Genomic DNA, 22208 nt, shown 5'->3' with positions numbered 1-22208 from the left:
CCCGACTTGACGCGCTTCGCGCGTCATGTCTCCCCGTATCCGTATCTGTACCCGAATCCGCACCCGCTTTATCCCCCACCCTTCTGTATGCGCCGAGGAGCGCAGGTCTAGCCGGATCAGGGCGAGCGATTGTCTGAGCCGAAGGCGAGTTCGAGCTCGACCCCGGCTGGACCGAGCACCGCAGGTTGCCCCGCAGCGCAGCGGAGGGGACGCAGACAGCAGGGTCGCCTTTTTCTTTGCTTACTTTCTTTTTGGCGACGCAAAAAGAAAGTGAGTTGCCGCCGGGCAACCCCCGGCTTGCTGGCACACCACAAACGTTGGAGGCAAAGACGGCTTCGATCCTTCGACAAGCTCAGAACAGGCCAAGCTCAGCCCGAACGGCGAAAAGTGAGAATGAGCGCGCATCAATGCTGCTTGCGCTGAATCAGCACAACAGCACATCCTTCCCGGATAATGATTTCCAAACACCAGGAGACGACCGTGACGGATGCAGCCCAGCCTCTAGCCTCGCTCAATACCGATCTGAGTCCGTCCAGCAGCCTGCTGGCCAATTTGCGGCAAGAGCTGATGCGGCATCCGCCATTTGCGCAGATGCAGGCCGGCGAGGTGGATTTCTTCCTGAGCCATTCCCGCCAGAATTACTTTGCCCCCGAAGAGCGACTGATCGAGCCCGACAGTGGGCCTGTCAAGGAACTGTTCTTCATACGCCAGGGCGCGGTGATTGGCGAGCGCGGTCTGGCCGAGCTGTCGGGCGGGGCTTTTCACTATGAACCGGGCGAACTTTTTCCCGTCAGCGCGGCGCTGGCGCAGCGCGCCGTCACCGCGACTTACCGCGCGGTGGAAGACACCTTTGTGCTGGCGTTGCCGCTGGCTTCCATGCATGCGCTGGCCGTGCTGAGCCCGCCGTTTGCCGACTTCCTGAACCGGCGCACCCTCAAATTCCTGGACCTCTCGCGGCGCGCCCTGCAGGTGGCTTATGCCTCGCAGGCGCTGGCTGAGCAGTCGCTGGAAACGCCGCTGGGCGATGTGGCCAGTCAGGCGCCGGTGAGCTGCCGGCCCGACACGCCGCTGCGCGAGGTACTCGCTCAAATGCACCAGCTGCGCATCGGTTCGATGCTGGTCACCGACGAGGGGCAGCGGCCGCTGGGCATCCTCACGCGTTACGACATCCTGGGCCGTGTGACATTGCCGGCCTTGTCGCTGGACACGCCGATCTCGCAGGTCATGGTGCAGCCGGTGCTGACGCTGACGCATGAACACACAGCGCTGGACGCGGCCTTGCTGATGAGCAAACACGGCATTCGCCATGTGCCGGTTACGCGTGCGGGAGTGGCGGTGGGCATGGTGTCGGAGCGAGACCTGTTTGCCATGCAGCGACTGAGCCTCAAGCAGGTCAGCACCTCGATACGTTCGGCGGCCGATGTTGACACCCTGAAGATGGTGGCGCTGGACATCCGGCGTTTTGCGCATACCTTGCTGGGCCAGGGTGTGCACGCGCGCCAGCTCACTGTGCTGATCAGCCACCTCAATGACGTGCTGACCCTGCGCCTGCTGGAGATTCAGGCGCAGGCGCATGGTCTGGACCTGAGCCGCATGTGCTGGCTGGCGTTGGGTTCGGAAGGGCGCAGCGAGCAGACCATTGCGACCGACCAGGACAACGCCTTGATCCTGCCGGACGACACCACGCCGGAGCAGCTTGAGGCCGCCCTGCGTTTTGCCCGCGACGTCAATGTGGCGCTGGACGCCTGCGGCTACCCCCTGTGCAAGGGCGGTGTCATGGCCGGCGAGCCGGCCTGCTGCCTGACCCTGCACCAGTGGCGCGAACGCTTTGCGCACTGGATAGAACACGGCGCGCCCGACGATCTGCTCAATGCGAGCATTTACTTCGACTTCCGGCCGCTGGCCGGTGACGACCGCATGGCCGACACCCTGCGCCGGGAGGTGAGCGAAGCTGCGCGGCGTGCACCGCGTTTCATCAAGCAGCTGGCAGCCAATGCGCTGACTCACAGCCCGCCGCTGAACTGGACCGGCAGCATTGCCGTGGACGATGGCGGCATGATTGACCTCAAGCTCCAGGGAGCCGCGATTTTTGTCGATGTCGCGCGCATTTATTCGCTCAGCTGCGGCGTGACCGCCACCAACACGCGGGAACGGCTCGAAGCCGTCGGGCCGCTGCTGGGGCTGGCCGCGGGGGAGTACCAGGCCTGGGTCAGCGGCTTCGAGTTTTTGCAGACACTGCGCCTGCGGGTTCAGCTTGAAGACGCCGCGCCGCCACACCAGCCCAACCACCTGAAAGTGGACCGTCTGAACGACATTGACAGGCGCATCCTGCGCGAGTCGTTTCGCGTGGCGCGCTCGTTGCAGCAGCGCCTGCAACTGGACTACGAACGATGAGCTGGGCGGATTGGCTCCGAAAGCCCTTTGCCGCGCTGGGCGGTGTGGACAAGACGCGCTGGGTGGTGCTTGATGTGGAGACCAGCGGGCTGGACCCGCAACGCGACCAGTTGCTGGCGATTGCCGCCATTGCCGTGCAGGTGGATTGGGAACGCAAGCGCCTGAGCATCCTGCCGGGTGACAGCTTTGAGGTGGTGCTGCGCCAGACCTCGGTGGGATCCAGCAGGGACAACATCCTGCTGCACGGCATCGGGCTGCAGCGCCAGCGCGAAGGGATGCCGACCGAAGAAGCCCTGCGCGCGTTTGAACGCTTCATCGGCCACTCGCCGCTGCTGGCCTTTCATGCCCCTTTTGACCAGGCCATGATTGGCCGGCATGTGCTGGAACATCTTGGCGCAGCGCTGCCGAACCGCTGGGTGGACATCGAGCAGCTGTGCGCGGTGACCCACGAAAAGGTGAAGGCGCGCGCTCTCGACGAATGGCTGGCTCACTTCGGCATCGTCTGCACACCACGGCACCAGGCGGCGGCCGACACCCTGGCCGAATGCGAGTTGCTGCTGCGCATATGGCCGAAAATGGCCGGGCAGTGCCATTCCTGGAGCGATGTTGAAAAACTGGCGGCCCACCAGCGCTGGATAGCCCGGGCCTGATCAGTCCCCACATTGCGCCGGCGGCTAAGATCGCCGGATGAATTCGCCTGTTTTTGCCGCCCTGTTTCCGGTGGTTCTCCTGATTGCCACGGGCTTCATGGCCGGCCGCCTTGGCTGGATCAGGGCTGCGGCCATCAGGGATCTTTCAGGTCTGATTTTTTTACTTCTCACGCCGGCGCTGCTGTTTCGCACCATGAGCAAGGTTAATGTCGAACAGCTCGACTTCAAGCCGGTGGCGGCGTATTTCCTGGCAGTGGCCATTTTGTTTGGCGGCACGCTGGCGGTGCAGGGTTTTAACCGCCGCGGCGCGGTGCTGGCGCTGGCCAATACTTTTTCAAACACGGTCATGATCGGCATTGCCCTGGTGAGCTTGTTGTACGGGCCGGCCGGGCTGGTGACGCTGCTCACGCTGGTGTCGGTTCATGCGCTGGTGCTGCTGACAAGTGCCACCGTGGTACTCGAGCTGGCTGTGGCGCGTGAAGCGCGCCAGGGTACAAGCATGGAAGGTGGTGCGCCGCGTCACGCGATAGCCACTGTACTGATGGCTGTCAGAAATGCGTTGTTGCACCCGGTGCCTCTGCCCATCATTGCGGGGCTGCTGTTTGCGCAAACCGGCTGGGTGATCCCCGGCGTGATCGACAAACCGCTGGAAATGCTGGCTCTTGCCTTTGGCCCGCTTGCGCTGGTGTTGGTTGGCGTGACGCTGGCCAATACGCCGGTGGGCCAACACTGGCGGCAGGCACTGGCCCTGGCCGGCATCAAGAATCTGATCCATCCCTTGCTGGTGGCCCTGCTGTGCCGGTTGCTGGGCGTTGGGGGCTTGCCCATGACGGTGATGGTGGTGGCGGCGGCGCTGCCAATTGGGGCCAACGTGTTTTTGTTCTCGCAGCGCTATGAAGTGGCCGAGGAGCTTGTGACAGCCAGCGTGGTGGTTTCAACGGCGCTGGCGTTGCTGAGCTTGACGCTGGTTTTCACGCTGCTGCCTTACCTGGGCTGACCGCAACGAGTGATACGGAGTTTTCATGCAGTTTCTACAGTCGCTTCCCGTTTCCGCGCAAGCCATTGGCCTGCTGCTGCTGTCCAACGTTTTCATGACCTTTGCCTGGTATGGCCACCTGAAAAACCTGGCGACGTCGCCCTGGTACATCGCGGCACTTGTCAGTTGGGGCATTGCCTTGTTTGAATACCTGCTTCAGGTGCCGGGCAACCGCATTGGCTTCACCATGTACAGCGTGGGCCAGCTCAAGATCATGCAGGAGATCATTACGCTGGCCGTGTTTGTGCCCTTTGCGGTTTTTTATCTCAACGAGCCGCTCAAGCTTGACTATTTGTGGGCGGCGCTTTGCATGGTGGGTGCGGTGTATTTCATCTTCCGCAGCAGTTAGGATCCTGCCGAGTCAGGCTTCAGCGCGGCGGCAATTGCGCTTGCAGCAGACGCAACACGTTGCCGCCCATGATGCCGGCCACGTCGCTTTCGCTGAAACCGGCTTCCAGCAAGCCCTGCGTCAGAAGCACCAGGCCGGTGGTGTCGAAGCTGGCCTTGATGGCACCGTCAAAATCCGAACCCAGCGCGACATGCTTGACACCCGCGATGTTGGCGGTGTGGCGTATGGCCTTGACGATATATGCCACATCCAGCCCGCAGACTGCGCCTTCAAAATAACCGATGCCGATGACACCACCTGTGGCGGCAATGCCCTTGATATGCGCGTCGCTGAGGTTGCGCGGGCCGCGGCAGGTGCCTTGCACGCCGGTGTGCGAGACCAGCACAGGCCGCTTTGCCATGGCCAGCACGTCGTCAATCACCTTGGGTGAGGCATGGGCCAGGTCCACGATGATCTGTTTTTCTTCCAGGCGGCGGACGACTTCTTTGCCGAATGGCGTCAGCCCGCCTTTCTTCATCCCGTGGGCGGAACCACCCAGTTCATTGTCAAAAAAGTGGGTGAGGCCGGTGATGCGAAAGCCGGCGTCATAAAGTCTGTCCACATTCTCCAGTTTGCCTTCCAGCGGGTGCAGGCCTTCCGTCGCCAGCACGGCGGCCAGCCGCCCACCCTTGGGGGCCGGGCCGGCGAATACCTCCGCCAGGTCGGCCTGGGAGCGCACCACACGCATGGCGCCCCCGCTGTCTTTTGCGGCTGCATGCAGCTTTTCGCCCTGGTACAACGCGCGTTCCAGCAGGCTGCCCCAGGTGCGCTGCGGCCAGCGCTGCGCCATGGCCAGCATGGTGATGCTGTCGGTGTCGTCCGAGTTGCGCTCGAAGTTAAGGCCTTTAGGCGTTTTGGTGACGGTTGAAAAAACCTGCAGGCTCACGCGCCCTTCGAGCAGGCGCGGCAGATCGGTGTGGCCGTAGTCGTAACGATGCAGGAGATCGCGAGACCAGAGTAGCGCGTCGTCGTGGAGGTCGGCAACGAACAGCTTTTCATGCAGGGTTTTGGCTTTTTCACTGGCGGTGTAAGGCGGCGCCAGTGCGAGGGTGTTCATGCGCTTGTCCACAATCGTGGGCAAACTGAACAACACGGCCAGACCCGCGAGGACCAGAACCAACACGGCGATCAGGAGTTTTTTGTGCTTCATGGTGTCGTTGTGCGATCAGGCGTGGGGACAATTTGAAGTGAACTGTACCGTTTATAGGCAAAAAAGCCCAACAACCGATGCTGCGCTTGCCAGATGGGCCCCGGATGGACGGTATGAGCCTCGCGGTTAAACTCCTGTCTGTCACAAATTTGTCATGTCCCAGGACATGCACCCTCCCAGGAGTTGAAGATGTTGTTTGGCAAGCTGTTGCCGCGTGAAGGCAATTTTTTTGAGCTGTTCAACCAGCATGCCGACCGCATTGTGGAGGCGGCCCGTGCCTTTTCCAACTTGGTGGCCAACTACAGCGATGTGGAAAAGCGAGAAGCCTACAACCGCGAGGTAGACAACGCCGAGCGCGCTGCCGACCGTATCACCCACGAGGTGAACCGGATGTTGCACAAGACATTCATCACGCCGATTGATCGTGAACAGATCCATTCGCTGATCAATACCATGGATGATGTGTGCGACCTGATTCAGGATTCCGCCGAAACCATGGCGCTCTACGACGTGCGGCACATGACCGAAGAAATCGTGCGCCTGACGGACCTGAGCGTCAAATGCTGCGAGCGCCTCAAGGATGCGGTGGCATTGATTGACAAGCTCAGCGATGCGGCCACAGCGGAAGCGGCGCTGAAAACCTGCGAAGAAATCGACAAACTCGAGTCCGATGCCGACCGCGTGATGCGCTCAGCCATGAGCAAGCTGTTCCGTGAAGAGCCGGACGTGCGCGAGGTCATCAAGCTGAAGGCGATTTACGAATTGCTGGAAACCATCACCGACAAGTGTGAGGACGTGGCCAATCTGATCGAGGGCATTGTCCTCGAAAACTCCTGAACATGGAGACCGCACAAACCGCCTTGTGGGTGGTGGCCATGCTGGTGTTCCTGGCGATTGCGTTCGACTTCATGAACGGGTTTCATGATGCGGCGAACTCGATTGCCACTGTGGTTTCGACCGGTGTCCTCAAGCCGGGTCAGGCGGTGCTGTTTGCCGCGTCGTTCAACTTCATCGCCATCTTCATTTTTCACTTGAGCGTGGCCGCAACGGTGGGCAAGGGTATTGTCCAGCCGGGTATCGTGGATACGCATGTGGTGTTCGGTGCCTTGATAGGCGCCATTACCTGGAACCTCGTGACATGGTATTACGGCATTCCGAGCAGTTCATCGCACGCGCTGATTGGCGGCATTGTCGGCGCGGTGATGGCCAAGTCAGGCGCCAGCGCGCTGGTTTCAGCCGGTATCCTGAAAACCGTGGCGTTCATCTTTGTGTCACCGCTGCTGGGTTTTCTTCTGGGCTCGATGATGATGGTGCTGGTGGCATGGATTTACCGGCGCGCCACGCCGTCCAGGGTAGACCGGTGGTTCCGCCGCATGCAGCTGGTTTCTGCCGGCGCCTACAGCCTTGGCCACGGTGGCAACGATGCGCAAAAAACCATCGGCATCATCTGGATGCTGCTGATTGCCACTGGCTACACCTCTGCCAGTGACTCGTCACCGCCGACGTGGGCGATCATCAGTTGCTACGTGGCCATTGCCGCGGGTACCATGTTCGGCGGCTGGCGCATCGTTAGAACCATGGGCCAGAAAATCACCAAGCTCAAACCGGTTGGCGGATTTTGTGCGGAAACCGGCGGGGCATTGACCTTGTTCCTGGCCACTGGCCTGGGCATACCGGTGTCCACCACCCACACCATCACCGGCGCGATTGTCGGTGTCGGTTCGACCCAGCGTGCTTCTGCCGTGCGCTGGGGCGTGGCTGGCAATATTGTCTGGGCCTGGATCTTCACGATACCTGCCTCGGCGTTTGTCGCCGGCGTCGCTTACTGGGTCAGCCTGCAGCTGTTCTAAGCCCGAGCGTCTGGGAACTACCCAGCAATGCCGGGCGGGTTCGGATGCAGGCGTGCCATGGAAATACTGTCGACATAGCGACCGTTCTTCAATGCGTAGGCCTTGTGCCGGCCTTCCTCGATAAACCCCAAACTGCGGTACAGCGCGATGGCGCGCTCGTTGTCCACGTGGACCCACAGTTCGATGCGCAGCACGCCGCCCCACTGGTCGGCCCAGCCGAGCAGGCGGCCCATGAGTTGGCGACCCAAGCCGCGGCGTTGCCATTCGGGCGCAATGCCAATGCCCAAACCGCGCACATGGCTGCGGCGCAAGCTGGGTTGCTGCACGTGCAAGCCGGCCATGCCGACGACCTCGCCTCCTGCCACCGCCACCAGTCTGCAGCTCTGGGCATCCACCCGTTGCAGCATCTCGACCCGCGAGGCAACAGGCATGTCCGGCAACTGCAGCGTACCTTCGAAGGTTCCTACGCGACCCAAAAGGGCAGAAATAGCCGCCGCATCGCCCGGTTCGGCTGCACGGATCACGATCTCCCCGGAATCAGCGTTGTCCATTCACGGGCTCCTGTTGGGAGATCTTCCGGGCTTCCTCAACCTGGTACTCGAAGTAGCGCTGAAAGCTGAACGCGATACTGGACATCAGGGCAATGGTGCCGAACAGCAATGCCAAAATGATGGCAGCCATGGTGAGCCAGTTGGTCTTGCCAGACGGACTGTCGGTGGGCTGTTCAGGGTTGTACTGCGCATTCCATTTTTCAGGCGCCATCAGGCCGTAATAGATGGCCGTCAGGGCCGTGGCTGCCAGTGTGAATCCCAGCAATGGGACCAGCAACCAAGCCAGCTGGTCGTCCTGGCCATACTGCCGCACACGCTGTACGCCCCACCAGCCCAGTGCCGCCACCAGAGGGTGTACCCACGCCAGCGCATCTTTCCAGCCAAAGAGGTAGAGCCGATGAATGCCCAACTGGCCAACGGCAAATGCAAACCAGGTGGCCAGGGTCTTGTTCTTGTTTTTCATGCAGGCAATCAGACAGGAGGAGAGGGCGGCGCGGCGTCCTGGGGCGGCAAGGTGTCGCCGGCACCCAGCGTCTTTTGCATGATCACGATATCACGCCAGGCGCCCATCTTCCAGCCGCAGGACTCGACAATGCCGACCTGCGTGAAGCCCAGTGCACGGTGCACGCCGACCGACCCGGCGTTGGCCGAGTCGCCGATGACAGCCATGACTTTACGTATTCCCACAGCTTCGCAGCGCGTCAGCAACTCGCTCAGCAACATGCGCCCCACGCCTTTGCCCTGCAGCCCGGGCGCCAGGTAAATCGAATCTTCCACCGAATAGCGGTAGGCGGGGCGGGGCTTGAACCAATTGCCGTAAGCAAAGCCGATTACGGCGCCGTTTTCTTCGGCCACGAGGTAAGGCAGGCCCTTGCCCAGCACATCGGCCCGGCGCGTGGCCATGTCGGTCACGCTGGGGGGCTCGGTTTCGAAGGTGCCGGTGCCGCCCAGCACATGGTGGGCATAAATGGCGGTGATCGCTGGCAGATCGGTGTCAACGCTGGCTCGTATCAGGGTCATGGGAGTGGCCAAAAGAGGTTGGGAAAGGCTGCGGGTGGAACAGTGACGGTCGGCGGGTTATAATCTACGGCTTTGCAGCATTTCGCTGGCCGGGTGCCATGTCGTGTGTCTCAAGCGCTGCAGGAACATTTTGGGGTGATTTTTCACCCCGCCACCCGAAGGATAAATCATGGTCGTCATTCGACTCTCGCGCGGCGGTTCTAAACACCGTCCTTTTTTCAATATTGTTGTGGCTGACAAACGCGTCCGCCGCGATGGCCGTTTCATTGAGCGCATCGGTTTTTACAACCCGATCGCCAAGGGTGGCGAGGAAGCCCTGCGCATTGAGCAGGACCGCCTGACCCACTGGCTCGGCGTGGGCGCACAAGCGTCCCCCACCGTGCTGCGCCTGGTCAAGCAGGGTGCTTCGGCAGCTGCTCCCAAGGCCGCCTGATTGAAATGACAATTTCCCGCCGGGCCGCCCCAAGGGAAATTCGCCCCCATGGGGGGCAGCGCCCTACACAGAGTGAGCAGCGTGGGGGCTAATCCAGCCGGCCTTGAGTCGTCTGGCTTGCCGGACGATGCGGTTGAAGTCGGGCGCATTCTTGACGCCTGGGGCGTCAAAGGCTGGGTGAAAGTCCTGGCTCACAGCGCCTCTTCCGAGGCGCTTTTTTCTTCCGGGCGCTGGTTCTTACAGCCCCCCGACGCCAAACACCGTCCAGGTTTCGATGCTTTTTCCGGCACGGTTTCCCTGGCTGTCAGCGAATCCAAAGCCCACTCCGACTCCGTCGTTGCCAAATTCGACGGCATTGACGACCGTACACCGGCCGAGGCCCTGCGCGGCGCGCGTATTTTTGTGCCACGCAGCAGCTTTCCCAAGGCTGGCAAGGACGAGTACTACTGGGTGGACTTGCTGGGCTTGAATGTCGTTAACCGTGAAGGCGTGGCCCTGGGTTGTGTTCGTGACCTGATGGCCACCGGCCCGCATTCGGTTCTGTGTGTTGAATACACCGAAGGCGAGCAGACCCTTGAACGCATGATCCCTTTTGTGGCGGCCTATGTGGACGCCGTGGATATGCAGGGCAAGACCATCACTGTGGACTGGCAGCCGGATTACTAGAGCCCCCACGGTCGCTCACTGCGTGTAGCTCCCTGCCCCTCGAGGGGGCCGCTGCGCCTGCGGACTGGCAAAGCCAGATCCGCGGCCCCTGCTGGTTTAGGGATGCTGCGGGCGCTTCATGGCGCAAAATACTCCTCATGCGGTTTGACGTCATCACACTTTTCCCCGAGCTTTTTGCGCCGTTTCTGACAAGTGGCGTGACGCGCCGTGCCTATGAATCAGGCCTGGTTGCGGTCAGGCTCTGGAATCCGCGTGATTTTGCAGAAGGCAACTACCGCCGCATTGATGACCGTTCCTTCGGGGGTGGCCCAGGTATGGTGATGATGGCCGAGCCGCTGGCACGCTGTCTGGAAGCCATACGTGCAGATCGTGCAGAATCGGCCGATGTGCAAGCCCCTGTGGTTCTGTTTTCTCCCATTGGACAGCCACTGGACCATGCTGGAGTTGCCAACTGGTCAGCCAGTAGCGGGGCGGTGCTGATTTGTGGCCGTTATGAGGGGCTGGACCAGCGTTTTATTGAGACTTTTGTGGATCAGCAGATCAGCCTGGGCGACTTTGTGCTGTCCGGCGGCGAGATCGCCGCCATGGCCTTGCTGGACGCCGTGGCCCGCTTGCAGCCAGGCGTGCTCAACGACGAAGGTAGCCATCAGTTCGACAGTTTTAACCCTGCGGTGGACGGACTGCTTGACTGCCCGCATTACACCCGGCCTGAAAACTGGCGAGACCAGTCTGTACCCGAAAAACTCTTGTCGGGTAACCATGCCCACATTGAACGTTGGCGCCGCGACCAGCGGCTGGCCTTGACCTGGCGTCATCGCCCCGAATTGGTGCAAAAAGCCAGGGCTGCGGGGTGTCTGAGTGCTGGTGACGAGGCTTTTTTGCTGGATTTGATGGAAAACCCGGAGCAGGACGCATAAACGCTATAATCAAAGGCTTTTCGGTCCTCTGGCGGCCACTGCAACCATCTTGACCATCCTTGATGTGTCCATGGATTTGCGGTCTTTAGCGTAGCGCGTGTATGAACGAAAAAGTTAGATGGAATAAATCATGAATCTGATCCAGACCCTAGAGCAGGAAGAAATTGCCCGCCTGAACAAGACCATTCCCGTGTATGCCCCCGGCGACACCGTGATTGTCAGCGTCAACGTGGTTGAAGGTACACGCAAGCGTGTGCAGGCGTTTGAAGGTGTTGTGATTGCCAAGCGCAATCGCGGACTGAACTCCAGCTTCATCGTGCGCAAGATCTCCAATGGTGAAGGCGTCGAGCGGACCTTCCAGGTCTACAGCCCGCTGATCGCCAAGATCGAAGTCAAGCGCCGCGGTGACGTGCGCCGTGCCAAGCTGTACTATCTGCGCAGCCGCAGCGGCAAGTCGGCACGTATCAAGGAAAAGCTGGGCGCCAAAGCTGCATAAAAACAGCGGCCCGCAAAAAAGCCGCTCTTCGGAGCGGCTTTTTTTATGCCCTGTTAATCTGTCATCCCATGTCTTCCACCCGGTTCACCAAGCCATTGCCGGCCTTCGACCCTCGCAGCATTCCGGTGATCGGGGTGGATACACACCTGTCCGGTGTGCCGGCGGAAGCGTTGACGCCGGAGGCACTGCGTCAGCGCTTTCGGCACCCGCCAGTCTGGACGCCCGAGCACAGCGTCGAGAAAAAATTCTCCAACCGGGAACCTGCGCTGGCGGCGGTGTTGCTGCCGCTCGTCATGCGCGATGAACTGACACTGCTGCTGACGGAGCGAGCGGGCAATATGTCCACCCACTCCGGCCAGGTTGCCCTGCCGGGCGGCAAAACCGACGAGACCGACCACGATGCGGTGGCCACGGCCCTGCGCGAGGCCCACGAAGAAATCGGCCTGACCCGCGAGCATGTGGAGGTGCTGGGCATCCTGCCCACCTACGTGACCGGTACCGCATTCATCATCACGCCGGTGGTGGCCCTGGTGCAACCGGGTTTTGCGCTGCAGCCCAGCCCTTCCGAGGTGGCCGACATCTTTGAGGTGCCCCTTCGCTATCTGATGAATCCCGCCAATCACCGACGCCATGCGTTTGAGTTTGACGGGGTGCTGCGCCAGTGGCTGTCCATGCCCTACACAGGCGCGGAGGGTGCTGATGCCAAGGAGCGATACATCTGGGGTGCTACTGCCGGCATGCTGCGCAATTTATATCGTTTCCTAAGCGCCTGACGGTCGGATGTAGGGCGCATCCTTCGACAAGCTAAGGACGAACGGATGGCGAGAACTTGTCTTCTTCCAGCAGGGGCCGCGGGACCGGCTTCGCCGGACCGCAGGCGCAGCGCCCCCTCGGGGAGCAGAGAGCGACACGCAGTGCGCGAACGTGGGGGCGGTATCATCCAGCATGAGTTTTTTCGCCGTATTGCTCGCCCTCATCATTGAACAGGCCCGGCCACTGGCTCGCGGCAACCCGATTCATGCCACTTTGCGACGCTGGGCGCGTTGGGCCAGCCGCAGCCTGGATGCAGGCAAGCCGCAGCACGGCTGGGTAGCATGGACCGTTGCCGTTGTGGTGCCGGCGCTCATCACACTGGCAGTGCACTGGCTGCTATGGAGTGTGAACGGCGTATTAGCCTTTGCCTGGAGCGTTGCGGTGCTTTATGTCACGCTTGGTTTTCGCCAGTTCAGCCACTATTTCACGGACATACGCGATGCGCTGGATGATGGCGACGAAGCGACGGCCCGCGAACTGCTGGCGCAGTGGCGTCAGGTCGATGCGAGCGAGCTGCCGCGCAGCGAAATCGTGCGGCATGTGATCGAGTATTCGGTGCTGGCTGCGCATCGCCATGTGTTCGGCGTGCTGGCCTGGTTTTCTGTGCTGGCTGCACTGGGGCTGGGGCCTGCCGGAGCCGTGTTGTACCGCATGGCCGAGTTCGTGTCCCGCTACTGGACGTACAAAAGAAAAGTGGTTGGCGAAGGAGCCAGTCCAGCCTTGCAGCAGGCGGCTGCACGCGCGTGGGACCTGATCGACTATGTGCCGGCGCGCCTGACGTCGCTCGGTTTCGCGGTCGTGGGCAGTTTCGAGGATGCGATTGACGGCTGGCGCAACTACATGCAGCGTTCTCCGGTCGAGTCGGAAAACCGCAATGACGGTGTGATCCTCGCTGCGACCTCGGGTGCGGTGAATGTACGTCTGGGCGGGGAGGCGCTGAAGGCTGCGTTTGCGCCCGACGCCTCCCAGGGGTTCCAGGCCAGCGGCGTTGATCCGGAAGACGCGGTCGCCACAGAAAGCATGCCCGGCCGCGAGCCGGAAGTTGCACATCTGCGCAGCATCGTGGGCCTCGTCTGGCGCTCGGTTGTGCTCTGGATGGTGCTGCTGGCCCTGCTGACGCTGGCACGCCTGCTGGGCTGACCGCTGCGAGTCGGTTTTTGATGACTTCAGAGACTTCCTTCTGGAGCCCGGCCCTGCGGGGGCTGGTGCCTTACACACCCGGGGAACAGCCTGTCATCGAAGGCCTGGTCAAGCTCAACACCAACGAAAATCCCTACCCGCCGTCGCCCCGCGTTGTTGCGGCCATCACCGCCGCCGCGCAGGAGGGGCTGCAGCTTTACCCCGACCCGCAGGCTGCCCGCCTCAGGCAGGCAATTGCTGACCACCATGGCATCGCTGCCAACCAGGTATTTGCTGGCAACGGCTCGGACGAAGTACTGGCACATGCCTTCTTCGCCTTCTTCCGGCAAGCCCGCCCCCTGTTCATGCCTGACATCAGCTACAGCTTCTACAAGGTGTACTGCGGCTTATACGGTATTGAATCAGCGCTGGTGCCGCTGGATGCCGCCATGCGCATCCAAGTGGCGAATTACCGGTCAATCTGCGGCGGCGTGGTGATCGCCAATCCAAACGCGCCGACTGGCACTGGCTTGCCGCTGGCGGATATCGAACAGTTGCTGCAGCAACAGAGCCAGTGCGTGGTACTGGTGGACGAAGCCTATGTGGACTTCGGTGGCGAAAGTGCCATCGGCCTGATCGCCCGCTACCCGAACTTGCTGGTGGTGCAGACTTTGTCCAAATCCCGTTCGCTGGCCGGCCTGCGCGTGGGATTTGCCGCTGGCCAGCGCCACCTGATCGAGGCGCTGGAGATCGTGAAGGACAGCTTCAACTCCTATCCGCTGGACCGCCTGGCGCTGGCGGGAGCCGTGGCAGCGTACGAGGACCACGCGTACTTTGAAACCACGCGTGCAGCCGTCATGGCGAGCCGCGAAGACCTTGCGCGCGACCTCCGGGCGATGGGCTTTGAGGTGTTGCCGTCCCAGGCCAATTTCCTGATGGTTCGTCATCCCGGGCATGATGCCGCTGCACTGGCTGCGGGTTTGCGGCAGATGCGTGTGCTGGTGCGCCACTTCAGATTGCCGCGCATTGAGCAATACCTGCGCATGAGCGTCGGGACGCCGGCGCAGTGCGCAGCGTTGGTGGAAGCCTGCCGCGCGCTGGTTGCCGAGCCAGCTCAGTAGCGCGGAGCCTGCGACAGCTCGGCAAACAATTCGCTATACAAACGATAGCGGCTTGCGCTGATTCCACTTGGACTAGAGGCCGACTTTGCTTCAAGAATCACGCCACAGCCGGGTTCGTGCAGGTGCGTGCAGTTGTAGAACTTGCAGTCCTGCGCATGGGCCTTGAGGTCGGGCATGTAGTTGGCCAGCTGCATCGGCTCGATATGGTGCAGGCCGAATTCCTGAAAGCCCGGCGAGTCAATCAGTGCGCTGGTGCGGGCGTCATCAAGCCAATACAGCGTGGTGCTGGTGGTCGTATGTTTGCCTGAATTGAGCGCCTGCGATATTTCGGCCGTCAACACCTGCGCACCAGGGATCAGCAAGTTGGTCAGGCTGCTCTTGCCTGCACCCGAAGGGCCCAGCACCAGTGTTTTCTTGCCGCGCAGCAGTTCGCGCAACTGGGCGGTCTGTGCATCGTTGGCCACAGGCGTGGCGGTTTTTGGTTTGACCGCCAGCGGTAGTACCTGGTAGCCCATGGCGCGATAGGGCGCCAGCTTGGTCCAGGCGCGCGCAAACGGTTCAGCCAGATCGCTTTTGTTCAGCGCAATGATGGGTGTGATGCGTTCGGCCTCGGCCGCGATCAGCGCCCGCGTCAGCTGGCTCTCCGAAAACTCCGGTTCGGCCGCGATCAGGATCAGGACCTGGTCAAGGTTGGCCGCAAAGGACTTGGTGCGCATGTCGTCCTGCCGGTAAAACAGGTTGCTGCGCTTTTCCACTTTTTCTATCGTGCCTTCGTCCTGCGAAGGCAGCCATTGAACGCGGTCGCCGACCAGTGCCTGACTCTTTTTGCCACGCGGGTGGCAGATGACCCGTTTGCCATCTGCCATCTCCACCAGGCAATGCCGGCCAAAACCGGCCACCACCAGGCCGGGCAATGTCCCGGCGGAAGAAACAGTGGTCAAGCCAGCAGCGCGTCGACCTTCGACGCGCAGAAGAAGTCGCTGACCGAAATGCCGTTCACATCGTGCGTGTTGAAGCGCACGGTGCATTTGCCGTAGCTCAGCGACAGGTCGGGGTGGTGGTCTTCTGCGTTGGCAATGAAAGCCACCGCGTTAACGAAACCCATGGTCTCGTGGAAATTTTTGAAGTTGAAAGTTTTCTCCAGCGAGCCGTCGATCAGCCGCCAGCCTTGGGCCTGTTCGCCGTTGACCTGGCTCAGTTGCGTGACGATTTCGGTGGCGCTCAGTGCGCGGCGATTCTGGTGGACGGGATTCATGCGGTGGTTCCGGTAGGTGCAGCCATGCGGGCCAGCCGCTCGGAGGCCGGTGGGTGCGAATAATAAAATTTAACAAACACCGGGTCAGGTGTCAGCGTGCTGGCATTGTCCTGGTAGAGCTTGAGCAGGGCGCTTTGCAGGTCCTTGCCGTCAGTCTGTGCAATTGCGTAGGCATCGGCTTCGAACTCGTGCTTGCGCGACAGCTGGGCAAACAGCGGCGAGATGAAAAAGCTGAAAAGCGGCACCACCAGCAAAAACAGAAGCAGCGCCAGGGCATCGTTGCTGCCTTCCATGTTTGGACGCACGCCGAGGCCGGTGTAGAACCAGACTTGGGTGGCCAGCCAGCCCAGCAGCGCAAAGCCCGCCAGGCTCATGGCAAACATCGCAACAATCCGCTTGATGATGTGTTTGTGCTTGAAGTGGCCCAGCTCGTGCGCCAGCACCGCGTCCACTTCGGCGGGACTCAACTGTTTGAGCAGGGTGTCGAAAAACACCACGCGTTTGGAAGCGCCAAACCCGGTGAAATAGGCGTTGGCATGCGCTGAACGCTTGCTGCCGTCCATCACGAACAGGCCCTTGGCCGCAAAGCCGCAGCGCTGCATCAAAGCCGTCACGCGGGCCTTCAGGCTTTCGTCTTCCAGTGGCTGGAACTTGTTGAACAGCGGTGCGATCACTGTGGGGTAAAGCACCAGGGCGAGCAGGTTGAAGCCCATCCACACGCCCCAGGCCCAGAGCCACCACCAGGCACCGGTGCTGCCCATGATCCAGAGGATCAGGGCCACGATGGGCAGGCCAATGATGATGCCAACCAGCATGGATTTGACGAGGTCCGTCAGCCAGAGCTTGACGGTCATCTTGTTGAAGCCAAAGCGCTCCTCGATCCGGAAAGTTCCATACAGCGTAAAGGGCAGGTCCAGCAGTCCGCTGATCAGGCCAAAGGCGGCCAGCAGCGCAAGCTGGGGAACCAGGCTGCCGTAAGCGGCCAGCCCGGAGTTCATCAACGCCTGGTTGAGTGCATCAATGCCGCCCAGCAGGGTCCAGCCAACCAGCACGGCCGTACCAAAGGCCAGCTCCAGCAGGCCAAAGCGGGCCTTGGTGATGGTGTAGTCGGCAGCCTTCTGGTGCGAGGCCAGCGAAATGATGCCGGCGAAAGCGGCGGGTACCTCGTCGCGGTGCCGCGCGACGTGGCGGATCTGACGCGAGGCGAGGTAAAACCTGGTGAGCAGCCCCAGCACCAGAACGGCCGAAAACAGCAGGGTGAAGGCGAATGAGTTGTCGGGCATGGGGGGAAGTTTAGGCGATCAGCGAGAATCACAAGATGGCTGAAAACGAACCCCTACTGAAAAAATCTGACCTGAACCTGGTCTGGATTGATTGCGAAATGACGGGGCTTGACCCTGAAAAGGAGCGCTTGATCGAGATTGCCGTGGTTGTCACCGGCCCGCAACTCACGCCGCGTATCGAAGGCCCGGTGCTGGTGATCAACCAGTCCGACGAGTTGCTCGGGCAGATGGACAACTGGAACAAGGGCACCCATGGCCGCAGCGGGCTGATAGACAAGGTCAAAGCCAGCTCAATCACCGAAGCCGATGCAGAGAAGCAGTTGCTGGCCTTTCTGGCGCAATACCTGCCCAAGGGCACCTCGCCGATGTGCGGCAACACCATCAGCCAGGACCGGCGGTTTCTGGTGAAGTACATGCCCAAACTGGAGGCGTTTTTCCACTACCGCAATGTCGATGTCAGCACTTTCAAAGAGCTGGCCAAGCGCTGGCGCCCGGAGGTTTATAGCGCTTTCAAGAAGCAGCAAAGTCACACTGCGCTGGCCGATGTGCACGAGTCCATCGATGAGCTGGAGCATTACCGGACCCATTTTCTCAAGTGAAATTGGCCTTTCCCCCTTACGGGACGGGTGCAGGCAGCTCCTGAAATGAGAGCAAGCTGCAGGGTGCGAAAATCGCCTTGGCGTAGCCGAAGGGTCTTTCGGGCTGGCCGGACTGGTACAAACCCCTAATCCATGCCATAATCGATGGCTTGCCGGATGCACAGGGTGCACCGCATTTGTACATCTACCTCACACTTTTGGGCTCTACCTAGCAGAGCCATCGCTTCAGGCACCGGTTTTTCCGGAAGTCGCCCGAACCGAAATATTCGTTTGATGGTTGATGTTTTATTAACCACAAACGAAGCCTTCCGCTACGCGGCAGGTGGTAGTTTCTTGTTCGCCTGCCCAAAACCACAAGTGGGGCGGCGTGCAAGTGCTTAGTGAGAAAAACATGACTGACTCTTTTGAGGCTCGCGGCGACTTTTTGGCCGAAGCAAACACCGACACCGAAATCAACGCGACGCCGGATTTTTCCGACGCGCCTGTTGTTGAAACTTCCCTGGACGCCATTGCAGCCGAGCCCAACGGCTTCGTGAAGCTGGGCCTGGCCAAGGAACTGCTGCAAGCTGTTGCCGACATGGGCTTCACCCAGCCCACAGCCGTGCAGATGGCCACCATCCCGAAAGCCATGCAGGCGCTGGATGCTGACGTTAAAGCCGACCCCAAGGCCAAATTCACCGACCTGCTGGTTTCCAGCCAGACAGGCAGCGGCAAGACTGCGGCTTTCCTGCTGCCCGTGCTGCACACCCTGCTCAAGCAGCAGGAAGAAGCCGAGCGCAACGAACGCGCTGAATTCGAACGCCTGAGCGCCGAAGCGGTTGCCCGCGGCGAGCCGCCTTTGAAGAAACCCAAGCGCAAGGACCCGACCAATGCGCGCAACTTCAAGGCTGCCACACCCGGCGCGCTGATTTTGTGCCCGACCCGCGAGCTGGCTCAGCAAGTCTGCGCCGACGCGATCGACCTGGTCCGCCATTGCCGCGGCCTGCGTATCGCCAACGTTGTTGGCGGCATTCCTTACCAGCTGCAAATTGCCAAGCTGCAAAACGCCGATCTCGTGGTGGCCACGCCCGGCCGCCTGCTGGACCTGCAGCGCAGCATGCAGATCAAGCTCGACCAGGTGCAATTCCTCGTGGTCGACGAAGCCGACCGCATGCTGGACCTCGGCTTTGCCGACGATCTGACTGAAGTCAACCAGCTCACCATCGAGCGCAAGCAGACCATGATGTTCAGCGCCACCTTTGCGCCGCGCATCATGCAACTGGCTACACGTGTGATGCGTCAGCCCCAGCGCGTGGAGATCGACTCCCCGCACGAAAAACATGCATCCATCACGCAGTCGCTGCTGTGGGCTGACAACATGACCCACAAGCGCAAGCTGTTGGACCACTGGCTGCGCGACACCAGCATCAACCAGGCCATCGTGTTTGCCTGCACGCAGGTGGAATGTGACGGCCTGGCCAACGATCTGGTGCAGGAGGGCTTCAGTGCCGTGGCGCTGCATGGCGCCCTGGGCCAGGGCCTGCGCAACCGCCGCCTGATGGCGTTCCGTGATGGCCGCGTGCAGATTCTGGTGGCGACTGACGTGGCCGCCCGCGGCCTGGACGTGCCGACCATCACCCACGTGATCAATTACGGCCTGCCAATGAAAGCCGAAGACTATGTGCACCGCATCGGCCGTACCGGCCGTGCCGGCCGCGAAGGCCAGGCGATCACGATTGCCGAGTTCCGCGACCGCCGCAAGATCCAGGACATCGAGCACTACACCCAGCAAAACCTCAAGCCCAGCGTGATTGCCGGTCTGGAGCCACAGCAGCGCTTTGCACCCACTTCGGATCGCCCACGCGGTAATTTCGGTGGTGACCGCGGTGGCCGCAGCTTCGGCGGTGGTGGCGGTGGCCGCTTCGGCAATGACCGTGCACCTTCGGGTGGCTTCGGTGGCGGCGGCGGTTATGCCGGCAAGAAGCCTGCTTTCGGCGATCGTGGTGGTTTTGGCGGCAACCGTGACGACCGTGGCGCGCCTTTCCAGGGCCGCCCTGCACCTCAAGGCAACAATTACGCGGACCGTTCCGGTTTCAATGACCGTAATGCGCGTCGTCCAGATGACCGTGGCTTCGGCAACAACAACGGTGGTTTCGCCCAGCGCGACGACCGTGGTGGCGATCGCGGCTTTGGCGGCCGTTCCGAAGGTTTTTCGTCAGCGCCGCGCGGCGATTTTGCCGACCGCAAGCCCGCTTTTGCCAAACCTGCTTTCGCCAAACCGGCAGGCAAGGTGTTTGTTCCGCGCGATGCGGCCAAGAAGGCTGGCAAGTTCTCCAAGCCTGCGCGCGACTGATCGTTAACCAGTCTCAATACAAAGCCCCGGCGACGCCAAGTCGCCGGGGCTTTTTTGTTTTTGTATATGATCCGCAGGCCGCGCGCCTTTCAGCGCGCATTCGGAAAACAGATGACCGCAGCCGCCTGGCCACCCCTCTCGAAGCAGTGAACGCAAGCCTCAGCCGCACGCCCTGAGCGCGCCGCCGTGGCCTTGCCTGAACGCCTGCCGGATTGCTTCCGACCGGGTGTCCCTCTTTTGACCAAGCAACACATCACGAAGCGGCCCGGCGTCGCCCGATGTCTTGCGCTGTCTGCTTCATTCTTTTCCGGAGAAATCATGTCCCTGTTCAATACCCTGATGGCGTCCGCCATCCCCCTGGTTCCGCGCGCGTTGATCCGTAAGGTCTCGCGCCGTTATATCGCTGGCGAAACCGCGGCCGAAGCGCTAGTTCGCGTTCGCGCCCTTGACGCCCAAGGCTTTTCAGCCACTCTCGACGTGCTTGGCGAGTCGGTCTCGTCGCTGTCGCAGGCCGACCGCACGACCGATGAGTACCTGCGGGTGCTCGACGCAATCGGTCACCACGGCCTGCATGCGAATATCTCGATCAAGCCAACCGCATTGGGCCTGTTGCTCGATGAGGCGCATTGCGAGAACAACTTCCGGCGCCTGCTCGCAGCGGCCGAGCGGCACGGGATTTTTGTGCGCATCGACATGGAAGATGCAAGCGTGACCCAGAAGGAAATCGATCTGCTCGCGCGATTGAAACGCGATCATGACCGTGTCGGTATCGTGCTGCAGGCCTACCTCAAGCGCACTTACGACGACATCGAACCGCTGCTTGGTGAGCGTGAAAATCTGCGTCTCTGCAAGGGAATCTACGTGGAAGGCCGGGAGCACCTGGTTGACCAGGCGTGGCGCGACCGGCGTGCCATCAATGCGCATTTCCTGAACCATGCGGCGCGCTGCTTCGACAGCGCAACCTTTGTCGGCCTCGCGACACACGACGAAGAGTTGATCGGACAGTTGATTGACTTGGCGCGTCGCAAAGGTATCGACAAGGGCCGGTTTGAGTTCCAGATGCTCCTCGGCGTTTGTGAAAACCTGCAGGGAAGGCTGCTTGGCATGGGCTACGCAGTTCGCATCTATGTGCCTTACGGCAGGGACTGGTACGGCTACAGCATGCGCCGGATCAAGGAAAATCCGCAGATTGCGGGTTACCTGATGAAGGCCGCGCTGGGCCGCTGAAGCTCAGCTCATGCCATTGCGGCTGGCCAGTTCGACAAACAGGCCGGAATGGTCAAGGTCACCCAGCCCATGCTCGGCACCTTCGGCATAGAGCTGCTCGAACAGCGCGGTAATCGGCGCCTCGAAGCCGATCTCTTCTGCCGTGGCCAGCGCATTGCGCATGTCCTTGAGCTGAATGGCCAGCCTGGCGTGGGTGATGAAATCCCTGTCCACCATGCGCTGGCCATGTACCTGAAGGATGCGGCTGTCGGCAAAACCACCGGTGATGGCCTCCTTCACCTTGGCCATGTCGGCGCCACCTTTGGCGGCAAACAGCAGGGCTTCGGCCACGGCGCCTATGGTGATGCCGACAATCATCTGGTTGGCCAGTTTGGTGAGTTGGCCTGCACCGTGCGAGCCCACGTGGGTGGCTCGCCCGAAGACCTGAAAGACGGGGCGTGCGCGCTCAAATTCTGCTGGCTTGCCACCCACCATGATGACCAGTGTGCCTTGCTCCGCACCGCCCGTGCCGCCAGATACCGGCGCATCAAGGTGCGCGATACCCAAAGCGCCCAGGCGCGCGGCATGGTCGCGCGCCTCACGCGGTTTGATGGAGGCCATGTCGATGAACAGGGCTCCGGGTTTCATTGCGGCGGCAACGCCCTGCCCAAACAACACGTCTTCAACCACAGCGCCATTTTCAAGCGTGCAGATCACGATGTCGGCGCTGGCAACTGCCGCGCTGGCCTGTTTATGCACTTTCGCACCCAATGGGGCCAGTGCGCTGGCTTTCTCTGTTGTGCGGTTCCACACCTGCAGGTTGTGGCCTGCCTTGCAAAGGCGGCCGGCCATGATGAGGCCCATGCTTCCTATGCCCAGGAATGCGAGTTTTGGCGCATGCGTGTCGCTTGCAGTAGTCATTGATGTTT

At 61.2% G+C, this 22208-nt stretch carries 24 protein-coding genes; 16 read left to right on the top strand and 8 right to left on the bottom strand.

All coding sequences use genetic code 11. The features are described 5' to 3' along the window. The first annotated feature begins 480 nt into the window (after positions 1–480). Genes B0B52_RS19585 through B0B52_RS19570 form a run of 4 tightly spaced genes read left to right on the top strand, consistent with a single transcriptional unit; the run spans position 481 to position 4429 of the window. Positions 481–2394, top strand: coding sequence for a DUF294 nucleotidyltransferase-like domain-containing protein (locus tag B0B52_RS19585; protein ID WP_254425778.1), 1914 nt, complete (start codon positions 481–483; stop codon positions 2392–2394). Beyond that, positions 2391–3044 (top strand): 3'-5' exonuclease, encoded by a 654-nt coding sequence (locus B0B52_RS19580; RefSeq protein ID WP_077595355.1) that lies wholly within the window; start codon positions 2391–2393, stop codon positions 3042–3044. The genes B0B52_RS19585 and B0B52_RS19580 overlap by 4 nt, the downstream gene beginning before the upstream one ends. 37 nt (positions 3045–3081) lie before the next feature. Then, positions 3082–4041 carry an AEC family transporter gene (locus B0B52_RS19575; protein WP_077595354.1) on the top strand — a complete coding sequence of 320 codons (960 nt, stop codon included), beginning with the start codon at positions 3082–3084 and terminating at the stop codon, positions 4039–4041. A gap of 25 nt (positions 4042–4066) precedes the next feature. Further along, complete coding sequence (locus tag B0B52_RS19570; protein ID WP_077595353.1) at positions 4067–4429, top strand: DMT family protein; 363 nt, start codon at positions 4067–4069, stop codon at positions 4427–4429. 19 nt (positions 4430–4448) lie between these two features. Here the strand turns inward: B0B52_RS19570 and B0B52_RS19565 are convergent, their stop codons facing one another. After that, complete coding sequence (locus B0B52_RS19565) at positions 4449–5618, bottom strand: dipeptidase (protein ID WP_077595352.1); 1170 nt, start codon at positions 5616–5618, stop codon at positions 4449–4451. Positions 5619–5807: 189 nt separating this feature from the next. Between B0B52_RS19565 and B0B52_RS19560 the strand changes: the two genes are divergently transcribed. Continuing rightward, positions 5808–6455: a DUF47 domain-containing protein gene (locus B0B52_RS19560; protein WP_077595351.1), complete on the top strand. Its 648-nt coding sequence runs from the start codon at positions 5808–5810 to the stop codon at positions 6453–6455. A gap of 2 nt (positions 6456–6457) precedes the next feature. Continuing rightward, positions 6458–7468, top strand: coding sequence for an inorganic phosphate transporter (locus B0B52_RS19555; RefSeq protein WP_077595350.1), 1011 nt, complete (start codon positions 6458–6460; stop codon positions 7466–7468). 17 nt (positions 7469–7485) lie between these two features. Here B0B52_RS19555 and B0B52_RS19550 read toward each other — a convergent pair whose 3' ends face one another. Genes B0B52_RS19550 through B0B52_RS19540 form a run of 3 tightly spaced genes read right to left on the bottom strand, consistent with a single transcriptional unit; the run spans position 7486 to position 9039 of the window. Continuing rightward, positions 7486–8019: a GNAT family N-acetyltransferase gene (locus B0B52_RS19550; RefSeq protein WP_077595349.1), complete on the bottom strand. Its 534-nt coding sequence runs from the start codon at positions 8017–8019 to the stop codon at positions 7486–7488. Continuing rightward, complete coding sequence (locus tag B0B52_RS19545) at positions 8006–8482, bottom strand: hypothetical protein (RefSeq protein ID WP_077595348.1); 477 nt, start codon at positions 8480–8482, stop codon at positions 8006–8008. Before B0B52_RS19545 ends, B0B52_RS19550 begins: the two co-directional genes overlap by 14 nt. A gap of 8 nt (positions 8483–8490) precedes the next feature. Next, complete coding sequence (locus tag B0B52_RS19540; protein WP_077595347.1) at positions 8491–9039, bottom strand: GNAT family N-acetyltransferase; 549 nt, start codon at positions 9037–9039, stop codon at positions 8491–8493. A gap of 169 nt (positions 9040–9208) precedes the next feature. On the opposite strand from B0B52_RS19540, the gene rpsP reads away from it, so the two are divergent. The 7 genes from rpsP (at position 9209) to hisC (ending at position 14604) form a co-directional block, all read left to right on the top strand. Further along, the gene (gene rpsP, locus B0B52_RS19535; RefSeq protein WP_077595346.1) at positions 9209–9472 is read left to right on the top strand and encodes a 30S ribosomal protein S16; all 264 of its coding nucleotides are present in this window, start codon (positions 9209–9211) and stop codon (positions 9470–9472) included. Between the two features lie 48 nt (positions 9473–9520). Then, entirely contained in the window at positions 9521–10138 is a 618-nt protein-coding gene (rimM, locus tag B0B52_RS19530) for a ribosome maturation factor RimM (protein ID WP_077595345.1), read from the top strand. A gap of 137 nt (positions 10139–10275) precedes the next feature. Then, complete coding sequence (gene trmD, locus B0B52_RS19525; protein ID WP_077595344.1) at positions 10276–11055, top strand: tRNA (guanosine(37)-N1)-methyltransferase TrmD; 780 nt, start codon at positions 10276–10278, stop codon at positions 11053–11055. 130 nt (positions 11056–11185) lie between these two features. After that, positions 11186–11551, top strand: coding sequence for a 50S ribosomal protein L19 (gene rplS / locus B0B52_RS19520; RefSeq protein WP_077595343.1), 366 nt, complete (start codon positions 11186–11188; stop codon positions 11549–11551). A gap of 68 nt (positions 11552–11619) precedes the next feature. Next, complete coding sequence (locus tag B0B52_RS19515) at positions 11620–12324, top strand: CoA pyrophosphatase (protein ID WP_077595342.1); 705 nt, start codon at positions 11620–11622, stop codon at positions 12322–12324. Positions 12325–12496: 172 nt separating this feature from the next. Continuing rightward, the gene (locus B0B52_RS19510; RefSeq protein ID WP_077595341.1) at positions 12497–13504 is read left to right on the top strand and encodes a CobD/CbiB family protein; all 1008 of its coding nucleotides are present in this window, start codon (positions 12497–12499) and stop codon (positions 13502–13504) included. Between the two features lie 20 nt (positions 13505–13524). Beyond that, complete coding sequence (gene hisC / locus B0B52_RS19505) at positions 13525–14604, top strand: histidinol-phosphate transaminase (protein WP_077595340.1); 1080 nt, start codon at positions 13525–13527, stop codon at positions 14602–14604. Here hisC and rsgA read toward each other — a convergent pair. The 3 genes from rsgA to B0B52_RS19490 form a co-directional block, all read right to left on the bottom strand. Next, entirely contained in the window at positions 14598–15470 is an 873-nt protein-coding gene (gene rsgA, locus B0B52_RS19500) for a ribosome small subunit-dependent GTPase A (RefSeq protein WP_254425794.1), read from the bottom strand. The two genes, hisC and rsgA, sit on opposite strands and share 7 nt — an antisense overlap. Positions 15471–15541: 71 nt before the next feature. Beyond that, complete coding sequence (locus B0B52_RS19495; protein WP_077595338.1) at positions 15542–15859, bottom strand: 4a-hydroxytetrahydrobiopterin dehydratase; 318 nt, start codon at positions 15857–15859, stop codon at positions 15542–15544. Next, on the bottom strand, positions 15856–17142 hold the full coding sequence (locus tag B0B52_RS19490) for a M48 family metallopeptidase (protein ID WP_077595337.1): 1287 nt from the start codon (positions 17140–17142) through the stop codon (positions 15856–15858). The genes B0B52_RS19495 and B0B52_RS19490 overlap by 4 nt, the downstream gene beginning before the upstream one ends. A 35-nt stretch (positions 17143–17177) precedes the next feature. Here B0B52_RS19490 and orn point away from each other — a divergent pair, with 35 nt between their 5' ends. The 3 genes from orn to B0B52_RS19475 all read left to right on the top strand — a co-directional run bounded on the left by orn (position 17178) and on the right by B0B52_RS19475 (position 21300). Beyond that, positions 17178–17741, top strand: a complete 564-nt coding sequence (orn, locus tag B0B52_RS19485; RefSeq protein ID WP_077595336.1) for an oligoribonuclease — start codon at positions 17178–17180, stop codon at positions 17739–17741. A gap of 391 nt (positions 17742–18132) precedes the next feature. Beyond that, positions 18133–20073: a DEAD/DEAH box helicase gene (locus B0B52_RS19480; protein ID WP_077595335.1), complete on the top strand. Its 1941-nt coding sequence runs from the start codon at positions 18133–18135 to the stop codon at positions 20071–20073. A gap of 318 nt (positions 20074–20391) precedes the next feature. After that, a complete protein-coding gene (locus tag B0B52_RS19475; RefSeq protein WP_077595334.1) occupies positions 20392–21300 on the top strand; it encodes a proline dehydrogenase family protein in 909 nt (302 codons plus the stop codon). Between the two features lie 3 nt (positions 21301–21303). Here B0B52_RS19475 and B0B52_RS19470 read toward each other — a convergent pair whose 3' ends face one another. Beyond that, a complete protein-coding gene (locus tag B0B52_RS19470) occupies positions 21304–22200 on the bottom strand; it encodes an NAD(P)-dependent oxidoreductase (protein ID WP_077595333.1) in 897 nt (298 codons plus the stop codon). Positions 22201–22208 lie beyond the last annotated feature (8 nt).

Source organism: Polaromonas sp. A23 (assembly GCF_002001015.1).
Classification (GTDB): Bacteria; Pseudomonadota; Gammaproteobacteria; order Burkholderiales; family Burkholderiaceae_C; genus Polaromonas.
The sequence above is the reverse complement of the archived record's forward strand: the minus strand, read 5'-3'. Positions and strand labels throughout refer to the sequence as shown.